Annotated in this window: 7 protein-coding genes; all 7 read right to left on the bottom strand. The window is 71.5% G+C overall.

Annotation, left to right across the window (positions count from 1 at the left end):
• Positions 1-7 precede the first annotated feature (7 nt).
• The 7 genes from ACWIDW_RS08725 to ACWIDW_RS08695 all read right to left on the bottom strand — a co-directional run bounded on the left by ACWIDW_RS08725 (position 8) and on the right by ACWIDW_RS08695 (position 14,083).
• Positions 8-6,037, bottom strand: a complete 6,030-nt coding sequence (locus ACWIDW_RS08725; RefSeq protein WP_454124549.1) for an Ig-like domain-containing protein — start codon at positions 6,035-6,037, stop codon at positions 8-10.
• Between the two features lie 198 nt (positions 6,038-6,235).
• A complete protein-coding gene (locus ACWIDW_RS08720) occupies positions 6,236-6,835 on the bottom strand; it encodes a hypothetical protein (protein ID WP_454124548.1) in 600 nt (199 codons plus the stop codon).
• 1 nt (position 6,836) lies between these two features.
• Positions 6,837-7,664: a PP2C family protein-serine/threonine phosphatase gene (locus ACWIDW_RS08715; protein ID WP_454124546.1), complete on the bottom strand. Its 828-nt coding sequence runs from the start codon at positions 7,662-7,664 to the stop codon at positions 6,837-6,839.
• Positions 7,661-9,214 (bottom strand): DUF5684 domain-containing protein, encoded by a 1,554-nt coding sequence (locus ACWIDW_RS08710; protein WP_454124545.1) that lies wholly within the window; start codon positions 9,212-9,214, stop codon positions 7,661-7,663. Before ACWIDW_RS08710 ends, ACWIDW_RS08715 begins: the two co-directional genes overlap by 4 nt.
• Positions 9,211-11,751, bottom strand: coding sequence for a transglutaminase domain-containing protein (locus ACWIDW_RS08705; RefSeq protein WP_454124543.1), 2,541 nt, complete (start codon positions 11,749-11,751; stop codon positions 9,211-9,213). Before ACWIDW_RS08705 ends, ACWIDW_RS08710 begins: the two co-directional genes overlap by 4 nt.
• Entirely contained in the window at positions 11,748-13,121 is a 1,374-nt protein-coding gene (locus ACWIDW_RS08700) for a DUF58 domain-containing protein (RefSeq protein WP_454124541.1), read from the bottom strand. The genes ACWIDW_RS08705 and ACWIDW_RS08700 overlap by 4 nt, the downstream gene beginning before the upstream one ends.
• Positions 13,118-14,083, bottom strand: a complete 966-nt coding sequence (locus ACWIDW_RS08695) for an AAA family ATPase (protein ID WP_452322467.1) — start codon at positions 14,081-14,083, stop codon at positions 13,118-13,120. Before ACWIDW_RS08695 ends, ACWIDW_RS08700 begins: the two co-directional genes overlap by 4 nt.
• Positions 14,084-14,111 lie beyond the last annotated feature (28 nt).

Raw genomic sequence — 14,111 nt, 5'->3', positions numbered from 1 at the left:
TCGCCCGTCAGTAGAACGTGCCGTAGGCGTTGCCCGGGTTGCCGCCCTTGATGACGAGATGCTTGTCATTGGAGTACCCCGAGTAGCACTGCAGCTCCTTGCTGCCGCCGGAGGGGATATCGACGGGGTAACCGGCGTTGTTGCCGAGGAACTTGCCGCCCACACGGCACTCGATGTTGTAGCTGCCGGCCTTGAAGTACTGGTTGGTCGACACCTTGTAGTAGTGGCATGCACCGCCGCCGACCGCGCTGCATCCGGGCACCACCGATCCGGCCGAGAGCCACGCCTTCGGAGTGGTGTCGGGTTTGGGGCCCGAGGTCGCGCTGTAGGTGCCGGACTCCGCGGAGCCGCCCTCTGAGGCGGTCGCGCGCACTCTGATGGTGTGCTGCGTGCTGTAGGTGTCGCCGACGATCTTGCTGCCGCTCTCGGCCACCTTCTGCCAGCCGCCGCCGTCCACGCTGATGTACGTGGTGATGGGTCGTCCGTTGTACGACCCCTTGGCGTTCCAGGTGACCTGCACCGACCGGTCGCCCGATGGGGTCGCGTTTCCGGTCGGGGCGAACGGCGCGCCGAATGGGGTCACGGAGTTCGACGCGGTCGACGGCCCGGTGTTGGACTGCTGCCCGCCGACGACGGAGTAGGCGCGCACGCGCACCGTGTAGGGGCTGCCGTTGTCGGCTCTGATGTCGGAGCGGCCGTCCCACGCCTGCCAGGCCTGCGAGTTCAGCTGGTACTGGTAGCGCATCTCGCCGGGAGAGGCACCGTTGCGGGCGGCGTCCGTCATGGTGAAGCTGACGGCGATCGCGCGGTCCTTCGGCGTCGCCGTGACGCTCGACGGTGCGCCCGGCTGGCCGAACGCGCGCTGCGGAGCCGATCGCGGCCCCAGCTGGCCCCACTGCGGCGCCTTGTTCTTCGCGCGCACCGCGTACGTGTAGTCGGCTGTGCTGGTGGGCACGCGCACCGCCTGCGAGGTCGCCGTGCCCGTCGCCGTCCGCGACACCTCCGCGCCGCCGCGGTACGTCACCAGCTCGTACTGCTCGATGGGGGCACCGTTCGTGTCGGGCTGGTCCCAGCTGACGGTCATCTGCGCTTCGGAGCCGACCGACGGAGCGCTGCTGACGCGAGGCGCCGCGACCGCGGCCGGCGGGCCTGCGGGGATCTCGGGCGCTGAGTACATGCTCCAGCCGGAGGGGTCGGGAGCTCGGTTGTGCGCCTGGATGCGCACGGTGTAGTTCGTGCCGTTCTCGAGTCCCTCCCAGCGCAGGGAGTTACCGGACACGCCGGTCTTCTGGCCCATCCCCGACGGCGGAGTGGGGGAGATCTCGAGCGTGTACGACTCGACCGGCGAGCCGCTCGACGTCGGCGTCGTCCACGTCACGTCCAATGCGCGGTCGCCGAACTTCAGCTTGGGCGGCAGCGGGGTGTCGGGACGGGTGTCGGGACGCGCGATCCCGGATGCCGGTGACGCCGGCCCGTCGCCGACGCGGTTCGTCGCCGTCACAGCGAAGGTGTACTCGACGTTGTTGGTGAGTCCGTCGAGGGTGCACGTCGTCGACGTGCACGTCTTCGTGTACGGGTTGCCCGAGACCGACTTCACGGTGTACCCCGAGATGTCTGCGCCGTTGTTCGAGGGCGCCGACCAGTTGAGCACGACCGTGCGGTCCTCGACGGCTGTCACCGTGGGCCGGCCGGGCGCATCGGGGACGCCCTGCACGGTGACGGTGATGCGCCCGTCGACCTCCCGGTCGGGATCCTTGGTGGCATCCTGAACGCGGTACCGCACGACCATCACGCCGACGAACGACTTGCTCGACGTGACCTGCACGCCCTCTCCGGCGACCTTCGCCTGCCCCTCGCCGCTCTCGACGGTCGCCGAGAGGATCTTCAGCGCCTTGCCCTCGGCTTGGAACGGGTTGATGTCGTTGGCCAGGGCCGGCACGGTGATCGTCTCGCCCTGGTCGGCCTCGTCGACCGAGTCGGGGCTGGCGACGGCGAGCGAGCGCGTCGACGCGGTCACGGCCACCTGCACCGTGCCCTGCACAGGCTCGGTGGTTCCGTCGGTCACGCTGATGCCGATCGTCGCCGTCGTGCCCTTGGGCGTGTCCGAGCCGGTCTCGGCGTACAGCGTGGTGCCGTCGATGCGCGCATCGATGCCCTTGCCCGGCTTCGACGTCACCGAGAAGCGCAGCTTGCCGTCGTCCTTCGGGTCGGGATCCGTCGCGAGGCCCGACAGGTCGAGCGCGGTCGCCTTCTCGCCCGGTGCGATCTGCATCTCGGCGCTGCTCAGCGTCGGCGGCTGGTTATCGGGCGGCAGCACGGTGATGGGGATGGTCAGGGTGGACTTGCGCCCGTTCGGATCCTCGGGCCCGTCGCCGTCGGTCACCTCGAACGTCAGCGCGTCCTCACCGAAGAAGCGGTCCTTCGAGGTGTACACCAGGGTCGTGGTGTCCTTGATGAGGGAGTCGCCGTTCGCGAACGAGGCGCTCACCTTCGATGCCTCCGTCAGACGCACATCGCCACCGCCCGCGACGACGACGTACTTGTCGAGCGGGATCTCCTTGGTCTCGCCGCTCTTCACTTCGAGCGGCTTGGTCGACTTCAGCCGCGGGCGCAGCTCGTTCAGCGCGGGAACGAAGATGAAGGCCGACGAGCTGAGCTCGTCCTGGTCGGTGATCACGTAGCGCAGCAGCTGCCGCTGCTCCCCCACCGTCACGCGGACCTTGCCGTCGCCGAGCATCCGGGCGCCGTCCTCGAGGGTCACGTCGACGCCCTCGATGGTGCCGTCGGGATCCTCGTCGTTGCGGAGGATGTCGAGGTCGACGGTGAGATCCTCTTCGACGTCCTCGACCTGCACGCGGTCGTCGCGCGCGATCGGGTTCATCAGCGGGACGTCCTCGTCGACCTTCACGAAGATCGCCGCGGTCGCCCGTGCGCCCTTCGCGTCGCTGATCGTGTACTGCAGCGAGGTCTCCATGGCCTTGTCCGGCACGGTGACGATGATCCGGTCGCCGGAGATCTTCGCCGACATCCCGTCGACGTCGGGCGGCAGCGTCAGGCCCGACTTGATCAGACCGATCTGATCGCCCTCGGGGTCGGAGTCGTTCGCGAGCACGGGCACGGCCACGGAGCGGCCGGGTCGCACCACGACCGAGTCGTTCACCGCGTACGGGGCCTGGTTGGTCGCCTCGGGCGGTGCGATGCCGACGCGGATGGTCGCGCGCCCCTCTGCCCCGAGGCGATCGCGCACGCGGTAGCTGAGGGCGTCGACGCCCTTGGCGTCGTCGTACGCCTCATATGTCAGGTAGTTCGCACCCTGCTCGACGATGCGGCCCTTGGCGGGTGCGCTGTCGACGCCGATCAGCTCGACCGAGTCGCCGTCGGCGTCGAGGCCGTCGAGCGGCACGGGGATGTTGATCTTCGACCCCGCGAGCGTGCGGGCCGTCAGGTCGCGCGGACGCGGCGCGGCGTTGGTGCCGTCCTCGTCGACCGGCAGCACCTGCACGGCGACGTGCGCTCCGGCCTTCTGTCCGCGGGAGTCGACGGCCTCGTAGGTGAGGTACACGGTGCCCGGCTTCTCGCTCGCACGGAAGCGCACGGCATCCTGCGAGACGAACGCCTCGCCGTCTTCGGGTTCGACCAGCGGCTCGACCAGGTCGGGAGCGACGTGCATCTTGTCGCCACTGGGGTGCACGTCGTTGTCGAGAACCGGGATCGTCACGACGTCACCGGCACGCACGACGGCCTCGTCGTCTTTGGCGACCGGGGCGAGCAGCTTGGTCGGCGCGGGGATCGGGATGACGACGACATCGGCCTCCGCCGACGCGGTGCCGTTGGAGATCCGGTAGGTGATGCGCACCGGATCCTCGAGACCTCCCTGATCGCTGATGCGCAGCGTCTCGTGGTTGAGCACCGAGACGTTGAGCCCGCTGCTGGGCGGGACGGTGACGGACTGCACGACCAGCACACCGCCGGCCGGATCGCTGTCGTTGCCGAGCACGCCGACGAGCGCCTCACTGCCGCTGGGCAGCATGGCGACGTCGCGCACCGCGACAGGCGGCAGCTCGCTCTGCTGCTTGTCGAGCACGTCGACCCGCACGATCCCCTTCGCCGGCTTCGGGCCGGCGGTCGCCAGGTACTGCACGTAGTAGGTGCCGGCCGCCTGCGCCTTGAACGTGAACTTGCGGTTGGCGTAGTCGCGATCCAGCTCCGCGCCGGGGGTGTCCTCTACGCGGGCCAGACGCAGCTGCTCCCGGCCCGCGCTCGTGTCGTTGGCCAGCGGCGACACGGTCACCGACTCGCCCACGCGGGTGACCACGTGATCGGCGTTGGTGACCGGGTTCGTCGAGCCCTCGGGTTTGACGTCGAGCAGAATCTTGCCCTCGGTGCCCTTACCCATGGCATCCGACACCAGAACGGTGATCTCCTTGCGCCCCTGCAGGCTGGCCACGGCGCGGTAGGTGATCTTGCCGTCGGTGGTGAACTCGACCTCGTCGCCCTCGGCCGCGACCACGCCGCTCAGATACAGGTCGTCGCCGTCGGGATCGCTCCAGTCGGGCAGCACGTTGTACGACACGGTGCCGCCGGCTTCGACCGCGAGCTTGCTCGCCCGCTTCGCTCGCGGTGCGCCGTTGGTCTTCTCGTCGTGCACCGAGACGGTGACGATCGCCGTGTCCTTGCCGCCGCGACCGTCGTCGATCTCGTACTCGAACGACGCGGTGCCCGTCGCGTCGTCGGGAACGGAGATCTGCAGGGCTGCGCCGTTGAGGATGGGACGCACCTCGCCCACCGACGGCTGCTTGCCCACGAGCGACGCGACCAGCACGTCACCGTCGGGATCGTTGTCGTTGTCGAGCACGGGCAGCAGGGTCGTGCCGCCCGGACGCACCCCGAGATCGGGGTCGTCCTCCGCCGTCGGCGGGGTGTTCTCTTCCTTGCGGTCGGGCAGCGAGGTCTCGACGGTCTCCTGCGTGGTGTTCTCGTCGTCTTCGCTGTCGCCCTCCGGCGGGACCAGCACGCTCCAGTCGTCGACGCGCTGCAGGCTCTTGTTCGCGAGCCACGCCGCGCCGCCGATGATGTCGTTGAGCACGATCACGTCGCGGTTCACGCGGAACGTCAGCGCGGCGGCATCCTCCGCGCCGGGGATGGTCTCCTTCACGTCGAGGGAGTCACCGGAGCAGTCCCGGATGAAGGTCGCCGAGACGGCCCACGCGCCGTAGGTGCAGCCGCGCAGCTGCACGGGGACGGCGGGGTTGCCGGTGCCGTCGGCCTGCGTCTCGACCGGCTCGCCGCCGTCGAGGGGCACCTGCACGAGCGCGGTGGGCGTGGCGAGAGCGACGGCGTCGGACTGCGCGGATGCGTGCTGGAGCACCGCGTCGGCGGCCTGATCGATCTCGGTGCGGAACCCGCCCGGTGTGGTCAGGATGCCGGCAGCGGCGTCGAGCACGATCGGCGTCGAGCCCACCGCGGTGATGCTGGGTGTCTTGCTGATGTCGATCTCACCGACCGACTGGGACGTCGGCTCCTGGGGCAGCCCGTCCGGGTCGACGGGTACCTCGACGACCTCGCCGCGTTCACCCGACAGGGCGAACACGGTGCCGTCGCGCCCGACCGTCACGTCGGCGCCCTTGCCGAGCTCGGCCGTCGGATCGGCTCCCTTGATGTCGAATCCCGACAGCGCCTTCGCCGCGGTCACCCACAGGTCACCCGACTTCTGGTCGAGGATCGCCACGGTCGCAGCTCCCAGTGCGACCTTCGCGCTGCCCGGCACCGATGCGCTGTCGCCCAGTGCCATCCGCGCGGGGTCGACCGCCGTGAGCGTGCCGGCGCCCTTGTCGGCCACCAGCACCGTGCCGCCGTCCTGCAGGATGTCGTAGTCGTCGCTCGCCGCGCGCATGCCGCCGTCGAGCACGGTGGATTCGTGGTTGAAGTGCCCCACGAGGAAGCTCGACGACTTCGTGAGCCAGACGCCGGCATCGTTGAGGTCGACCTTCGTGGTGGGCAGTCCGTCGTACGCCATCGCCATGGTCGTCAGCGCCACCGCCCCGATCGCCACACCGGCCACAGATGCTGCGGCTTTCGGTCGAGATCGCACCCACGACAGCGCCCTCATGAATTTCCCCCGGAATCACAGCTCTGGTCCGCCCCCGCGTCACCGCGTGGCGGGCATACCGGTTCATCCTAACTCGGGCGTGTTCCGGCTCCCCATGGGGAGAGATCCCCATGCGCCGAGCGTGCGTCAGCTCAGCAGCGCGACGGCCAAGCCGCCGAGACCCGCCACGGAGACCACGCAGGAGACGGCCACCGCGGCCACGGCGACCATCCCCGTCCGGCGGTCGCGGCGCATGACCGAGGCCCGAACGGCGTCGGTGTCGCGCGTCGGTGCCGCGCCGCCGACGACGGCCGGCGGCCGGCGCGGCACGATCGGTGCGGGACGCGGCTTGTAGATCGCGGGTGCCGGTTCGGTCTGGCTGCGACGCGGCGGTGCGGCGACCGTGTCGGCGGTCGACAGATCGGGTTCGGAGTGCGGATGCCGCTGTCTGACGATGACCGTGTCGGCCGTCGACAGATCGTTTCCGGATGCCGCGGGGGCGGCATGCGACGTCGCCCGGCGGTCGATCGCCACGGTGCGCTCGTCTGCGCCGCCGCGCTCGATCACGACCGTGCGCTCGTCGGCCTCGCCGCGGTCGATCACCACGGTGCGCTCGTCGGGCGCGTCTTCTTCCGGCGGCGCAGCGGGGGCCTCGGCCTCGCGCGGGTCGACGTCGGCGTCGCGTCCGCGACGCGCGCGGCGGGTCAGCCCTCCGGCCGTCGCGGAGTCGGGATCGCGTTCGACCATGTCAGCTGCGTCTCCGCACGGGAACCGTGGTGCTCTCGAGCATCGACTCGGTGTGCGGTCCGGACGGCAGGCGGCTGTCGGTCGTGCCGTCCGACGCGCCCACCGCGCCGCCCGCCACCACGTCGATCACGATCACCGAGATGTTGTCGCGGCCACCGGCCTCCTTCGCGCGGCGCACCAGAGCATCGGCCGCCGTCTCGGGCCGGCCGCACATCGTCAGGGTGGCGCGGATGCTCTCGTCGCTGATCTCGCCGCTCAGCCCGTCGGAGCAGATCAGCAGCCGCTCGCCGTCGACCACCGGCACCAGCCAGCTGTCGGCGACGCTGTCGGCCGCGCCCACCGCGCGGGTGATCACGTTGCGCTTCGAGAAGTTCGCGAGATGCTCGGGGCGCAGCTCGCCGGCATCCACCAGCTCCTGCCCGAGGGAATGGTCGACGGTCAGCTGATCGAGGGTCGAGCCGTGATGGCGGTACACGCGGGAGTCGCCGACGTTGAAGACCAGCCAGTGCGGCGCGCCGTCGTGCTCGACCAGCGCGACCGCCGCCACGGTGCTTCCCGCACCGCGGGCGTGCTGCGCCGAGATCGCCGACACCGACTCGTTCGCGCGAGCCAGCGCCGCGCCGATCCCCTCCATCGAGACGGGGGATCCCGCCAGCGGGGCGAACGCCTCGACCACGGCGGCGCTGGCCTGATCTCCGGCCTCGTGCCCGCCCATGCCGTCGGCCACGAGGAACACCGGCGACTGCGCCAGCACCGCATCTTCGTTGATCGCCCGTTTCAGGCCGACGTCGGTGAGCGCGGCGACGTTGAGCACCACGCCGGTCGTCACGAAGCGGACTCCACGGCCACGTGCATCCCGACCTCGCCGAGGATGAAGCGCCCGGCGCCGATCACGCTCTCACCGGGATCGAGCAGCGTCTCGGCGCCGTCGTCCGCCACGACGACGACGCCGTTCGTCGACTGCAGGTCGGTGAGGCGCCACTCGTCGCCCTGCACGACCAGCCGGGCGTGCGTCTTCGAGAGGGTGCGCGTGCGGTCGGGGATCGGCAGGCGCTGCTCGCCCGGCTGTCCTTCCGGGTTGCGGCCGATCACGATGCTCGTCGCCGACAGCGCGAAACGCCGACCATCGTCGAGCACGAGCACGCGTCGTGCTCCGCGTCGGCGGGACACGACGACCGTGGCGTCGAACTCCTCGTCGTCGTCTTCTGCTGCTGCGGCTGGTGCAGGCGGGGCGGGGGTCGTCAGCGGCGCCGGGCGGACCTGCGCGGCCAGGTCGGCCCGGGTGACCGGGGAACGACTCGACGCATCCGCCGGGGGCGCGAAGGACGAGGCGGTGCCTCTGGTGCGCAGCACGGCGGGCGGTGCGTCGACCGTGTCGGCCGTCGCGAAGTCGGACGGCACGGAACCTGCCGCGGGAGCGGCAGGAGCCGCCGGCGCCGGGTGGACGAGAGGCGTGGCCGGTGCGGCCTCGGCAGCCGGCGCCGGAGCAGCCGGCGGGACGGATGCGGCAGGCGGCGCGGGTGCCGGAGCCGGAGCCGATGCCGCAGGAGCCGGAGCCGGAGCAGCCGGCGGGATGGATGCGGCAGGCGGTGCGGGTGCCCCAGGCGCTGCCGCAGGAGGCGGCGGTGCGGGTGCCGTGACCCCCGGCTGCCCGGACGTCCACGGAACCGACTCGATCAGAGGCGCCGAGCCGCCGACGGGCTCAGGTGCCGGCGGCCGACCGGCCGGGGCAGCCGCGCCAGCCGCCGAAGCGGGCTCGAGCGGAGGCGCAAGCGGCGGGACGACCGACGACGACGCATGAGCGGGCGCCCCGGAGACGCCCGGCACGGCCCCACCCCCGCCATAGGCGGGTGCGGGAGGGGCGACCGACCCGGGCGGCAGGATCGGCGGCGCCAGGAACTCGTGCGAATCGGCGGATCCGGCATCCGCGGGCTTGCGCAGAGGACCAGGACGGATTCCCGCCAGCCGATCACCTTCGGGGTACGGCAGCGGCCCGACGACCAGCACGGTGGCCCACGCCGGGGGAAGCAGCACGGCCAACACCGTCAGGCCGGCTCCGCGATCGAATCGCCTGTTGATGCGGTGCACCGCGACGATCTTCACGTACAGCCCGTACAGCTGCACGATCGGGATGAACAGCAGCACGGCGTTCCAGGCGGGCTTGCCGCCGAGCGTGAGGATCGTCGCCTCGTTGAGGACGGGGATCCAGCCCTTCCAGCCCTCCTCGCCCAGCCGCGCGAACAGTTTCGACAGGGCGATCGCGTACCAGAGGTAGCAGCCCAGACCCACGATGAGAGCGATGCCGATCACGACGATCGGCAACGGCGTCCCCGGCCCGGCCACCGTCGCGAACGAGCGCGGGTCTGCGAGCGCAATCATGCGTCCTCCTCCTGCCGGCGCGCGCCGGCCACTGTGAGCGTATCGAGCACCGGCCTGCGAACCGAAAACACGGATCCCCGGCGCGGCCGGATCCGCTCGAGCAGCGACCGCATGCGCAGACGGCTGCGAAGCCGCTGCCACCGTCGGGCGGCCCGTTCGATCTCCGACCGCTCGCGGTCGACGATCGCCCACGCGCTCGCGACATCGGCCTCGGCAGGCGGATGCGGAGCGAAGACGGCGGTGTCGACGAGTCGGGCGAGCTCTTCGGCCGCCGGCCGTCCCGCGGACCGGGCACGCTGCACCCGCGTGCCGTCACCCGGCATCGCCACACCGTTGTCGACGTAGAGGTCGACCAGATCCTCCCAGGCGCCGACGAGACCGAGCTCGGGATCGTCAACGGTGCGGCGGAGGCGCCGACGCACCGCTTTCGCGATGAGCAGGGTCAGCAGGGGCAGCGCGAGCAGCAGCACCGCGAGGAGGCTGATCGCGATCGTGCGGATGACGGGCAGGAACCCGCCGAGCAGCGGGGAGTCGCTGTGCTCGAGCGGCGCCGCATCGGCTTGCGAGTCGTTCTGCGCCTGGGGCGGGTCGAGGGCCTCGCTGCGGGGCTGCTCGGGGATCGTCGGATGCTCGGGAAGCTGCTCGCCCTCGGTGATCGTGCTGGGCAGCAGCGCGAACTGCGGTGTGACGTCGACGGCGACCCACTCGGCTCCCGGTGCGCGCACCTCGACCCAGGCGCTCATGCTGGCGCCGGTGCAGACATCGGTGCACGGTGCGATTCCGGGAACCTCTTCGGCGGTGGCGAGGCGCGCGCCGATGACGACCCGCGACTCCAGACCCCAGTACCGCGCCAGCAGGGCCGCCGCTGCGGCGAACTGCTCGTCGTCGCCGACCGCCGAGACGAGCATCTCGGGCGACGCATCTGGGCCGACCTTCACCTCCTGCCGGCGCAGCGAGGCGAACACCTCCTCGACGCGGGCCGAGGAGTGCCCCGCGTAGCTGGCCGCGAACGAGTACCCCTCCGACTTCAGGTCGGTGATCCACCCGGCGGCGGCCGCGTCGTCGAGCAGAGCGTGGCTGAGGTAGCCGCGCGAGCGCAGCCGGTCGATCAGCTCGAGATACCCCGCGCCGGTGCGCGGCTGCTTCTGAAGCTGGGCCCAGTCGACGAGCTCGGGGTGCGCCTGCGCATCCAGCAGCGACTCGCCACCCTGTGCCGTCGAGAAGCGATCACGATCTGCGGTGGTGGCCTCGGCGAGCACGGTGTAGCGATCTCCGGGCACCAGACCCCTGCCGCCGTCGGGCGCGTCGGCGATCGTGATGGCCGTGTCGCCGCCGTCGTCGATGTGGAAGCCGTCGGCCAGCACGTCCGCACGCGCTCCCGCGAACTGCGGCGCCGCGACGAGGGCGCCCGGCACCGGCATCCAGATGCCGCGGTACGCGTCGCCGATCGTGATCTCCAGCTCGGACCTGCCCGGCCCCGGCGCGCTCGTGCGCGGCAGGCGGCTGAAGCGGGCCTCGGGTGAGACGTGGAAGTCCTGACCGTCGTACCGGTCGAGCGTCACCAGCCGGATGCGGTCGATCGCGCCCGCGGCGCCGTCGACGCTCAGCACGGTCGCGTCGAGGCGATCGCCGGCGAACCACGACCGGTACGCGGCGAGCGGGCTGGGCTGCTCGCGCACGACGATCATCGGCTCGACCGCATCGCGCAGCACCGAGCGATCCGACCAGTCGGCCGCCGCAGGGGCGACGAGCGCGCCCGCGGCGAGCGCGACGACCACGAGAGAGCCGGCCAGCAGACGACGACGCACGGTCGGCCAGAGCGGCGTGCCGCGGCGTGCGACGCCGCGAGCGGCGACAGCGCGCAGAGCGGCAGCACGCTGCAGCCGGGCTCGTCCGATCAGCCAGGCGAGGGATGCCGTGAAGAGCGCGACACCGACGGCCAGCTCCCGCGGCGCGGGGATCGAGACGGGCCCCAGCGTCATCGTCGGGCTCGGCGCCGAGAGGCCGAACGCGATACCGAACACGCTCATCCCGGCGACCACGACGACCGCAGCCGCCGCGCGCCGACCGGGATGCAGCGCGAGGAGGCTCGCGAGGAACGCGCCGAACAGGCTGACGACCAGCAGCGGGACGAGCACGGCCTGGTAGTCGCCGAGCGGTGGCGCGAGGGTGAGGATCTGCTTCCAGCCGACGACGACCCCCAGCACCGCGTCACGCAGCGCCGCACCGAACGCGGCACCTGAGGTCAGGCCCGAAGGCACCGCGAGGGGCACGACGAGCACCAGGTAGGCGCCGACCACCGCGATGGTGCCGAGCACCGGCCCGACCCGGCGCGTGCGCACGAGCAGCCCGACGGCGATGCCGATCAGTCCACCCGTCGCGGTCACGACGATCGCTCGCGGCGACTCGTAGACCGGCCATGCGGCGGCGGTCGTCAGCGCCACTCCGACGAGCAGGTAGGCGAGAGCCCATAGGGTCAGGGCACGCGAGGCCGGCGGTCGACGGCGGGCCCGCGGGGCGGCATCCGTCCCGCTCATCGCAGCGCTCCCCTGGCCAGCATCTTCGGCAGGTCGCCCAGCGCGCCGAGCGTGAGCACCGAGAGCTCGCGGGCGTTGCGCAGCGTCGGCTCCGCGCCCGGCTCGCTGCGCACCGCCACCGCCTCGACCGCCGCGGGCAGCCGCACGGCGGCACGGCGGAGCCGGTCTGTCGGCATCCGCGATCCGGTCAGCAGGAAGGCGATCGACAGGTCGGGGTAGGCCTGGGCGGTCAGCGCGGTGACCGCCTCGAGGCGCATCACGTCGTCGGCGAGATCGAGCGTCGACGTGCCGTCGAGCAGCGTGCGCGGGGTGAGGGTCGACAGCGTCCGGATCGACTGCGTCGTCGTGGCGTCGTGCTCGGACACGATCCCGCTGACGGCGAACAGCACGTCGCGGCCCTCGAACACGCCCTGCAGGGCGAGGGACGCCGCGGCGCTGACCGTGTTCTCGAACTCGTCGTCGCCGTCGTACGAGTCGGCGGCGAGGTCGAGCAGGACGGCTATGCGCGCGTGGCGCGACTCCTCATACTGACGCACCATCAGCCGGCCGGTCTTGGCCGTCGACTTCCAGTGCACGTGGCGCTGAGAGTCGCCGACCACGTACTCGCGCACCGCGTGGAACGAGAGATCCGCATCGACGAGCGTGGTGCTGGGCGTGCCCTCGAGATCGCGGATGAGACCGGCTGCGGTGCTCGGGATGGCGACGGTCACCGGATGCACGTGGATGCGCTGCACGTCGGGCCAGCTGAGCTCACGGCGCAGCAGTCCGATCGGATCGCCGCGAGTGATGGTCATCGGGCCGACGTCGATCACCCCGCGGCGGTGTGCGGCTATCGTCAGCTCTTCCCCGTGCTGCGCGCCCGGCCGCAGCAGCGGCACATGCGCTTCGATCAGCCCGTCGCCGACCGGCACGTCGACGACGCCGGGCAGCGACAGGCGCGTGCCGTGGTTGTGCACATCGAGAGTCGCCGCGATCTCGGAGCCGGCCACCACGCGGTCACGGTCGAGCGCGAGTCCGATGCGGTAGTCGTGCGCACCCAGCACGAACGGGATGCAGAGCACGAGCAGCGTGAGCGACATCGCGGCGACCGCCCATGCCTCCACCCATCCGAAGGCCAGTCCGGCGGCGACCCCGAGCACGAGTGCGCACACGACGAGCGCGCCCGCGGCGGTCACCGTCTCCTGCACCCACGCGGTGGCCATGCGGCCTGCCCGACCCAGGGCGCGCGCGGTCCGGCGCAGGCCGGACACCGCACCGCGGACGGCACCGCGCTGCGTCGTGGTGGAGTACCGCGTGACCGTGGAGGTGCGGGTCGACGTGCTGGTGCGCGCCGCCGTCCTCGTGATCCGCGATTCGGTGCTGAAGCTCACGCAGTGCCGTTCTCGCGCGGGGGGTCGACGTCGAGCAGGATCTGCCCGATCACCGCGACCGCCGTGACCCCGTCGAACTCCGCCTCGGGTTCGAGCACGAGGCGGTGGGCGAGCGCCACCACAGCCAGCTCGCGCACGTCGTCGGGGGTGACGAACGTGCGTCCGCTCTTCGCCGCCCAGGTCATCACGAGCCGCGACAGGGCGAGCGCGCCGCGCACGCTGACACCGAGGCGCACCTCGGATGCCCGGCGGGTCGCATCGACGATGCGCATGATGTAGTCGGAGATCAGCGGGTTCACGTACACGCCCCTGGCGATCTCGCCCATCGTCAGCAGAGTGTCGGTGCCGACCAGCGGCGCGAGCTTCTTCTGCGCCTCGGGGGCCGCCTGCAGGATCCGCATCGTGGCCGCGTCGTCGGGGTAGCCGATCGAGGTCTTGATCATGAAGCGGTCGAGCTGCGCCTCGGGCAGTCGGTACGTGCCGCCCTGCTCGATCGGGTTCTGCGTGGCCAGCACGACGAACGGCGAGCCGACGGCCCGGCTGACACCGTCGACCGTGACCGTTCCCTCCTCCATCACCTCGAGCAGAGCCGACTGGGTCTTCGGGCTCGCCCGGTTGATCTCGTCGGCGAGCACGATGTTGGCGAACACGGGACCGGCGTGGAACTCGAACTCGCCCGCCTTCTGGTCGTACACCGTGATGCCGGTCACGTCGCCGGGCAGCAGATCGGGGGTGAACTGGATCCGCGTGCTCGTGCCCGTGACCGTCTGGGCGATGGAGCGTGCGAGCGCGGTCTTGCCCGTGCCGGGGAAGTCCTCGAGCAGCACGTGGCCGCCGGTCACCGCGGTCGCGAGCACGAGCTCGATCACGTGCCGCTTGCCGAGGATGGCCTGCTCGACGTTCTCGGAGAGGAGCGAGAACGTCTCGGCGAACCAGGAGGCCTGTTCGGGGGCGATGGTCATGCAGCATCCTCTCGACGGGGGCGGGCGG

The sequence above is a fragment of the Microbacterium sp. NPDC055312 genome, from assembly GCF_053645675.1.
The sequence above is the reverse complement of the archived record's forward strand: the minus strand, read 5'-3'. Positions and strand labels throughout refer to the sequence as shown.

Excerpts from the sequence above, each read along its gene's own strand:
- ACWIDW_RS08705 (WP_454124543.1), bottom strand. The coding sequence starts at position 11,751 with ATGAGCGGGACGGATGCCGCCCCGCGGGCCCGCCGTCGACCGCCGGCC.
- ACWIDW_RS08695 (WP_452322467.1), bottom strand. The coding sequence starts at position 14,083 with ATGACCATCGCCCCCGAACAGGCCTCCTGGTTCGCCGAGACGTTCTCG.
- ACWIDW_RS08710 (WP_454124545.1), bottom strand. The coding sequence starts at position 9,214 with ATGATTGCGCTCGCAGACCCGCGCTCGTTCGCGACGGTGGCCGGGCCG.
- ACWIDW_RS08720 (WP_454124548.1), bottom strand. The coding sequence starts at position 6,835 with ATGGTCGAACGCGATCCCGACTCCGCGACGGCCGGAGGGCTGACCCGC.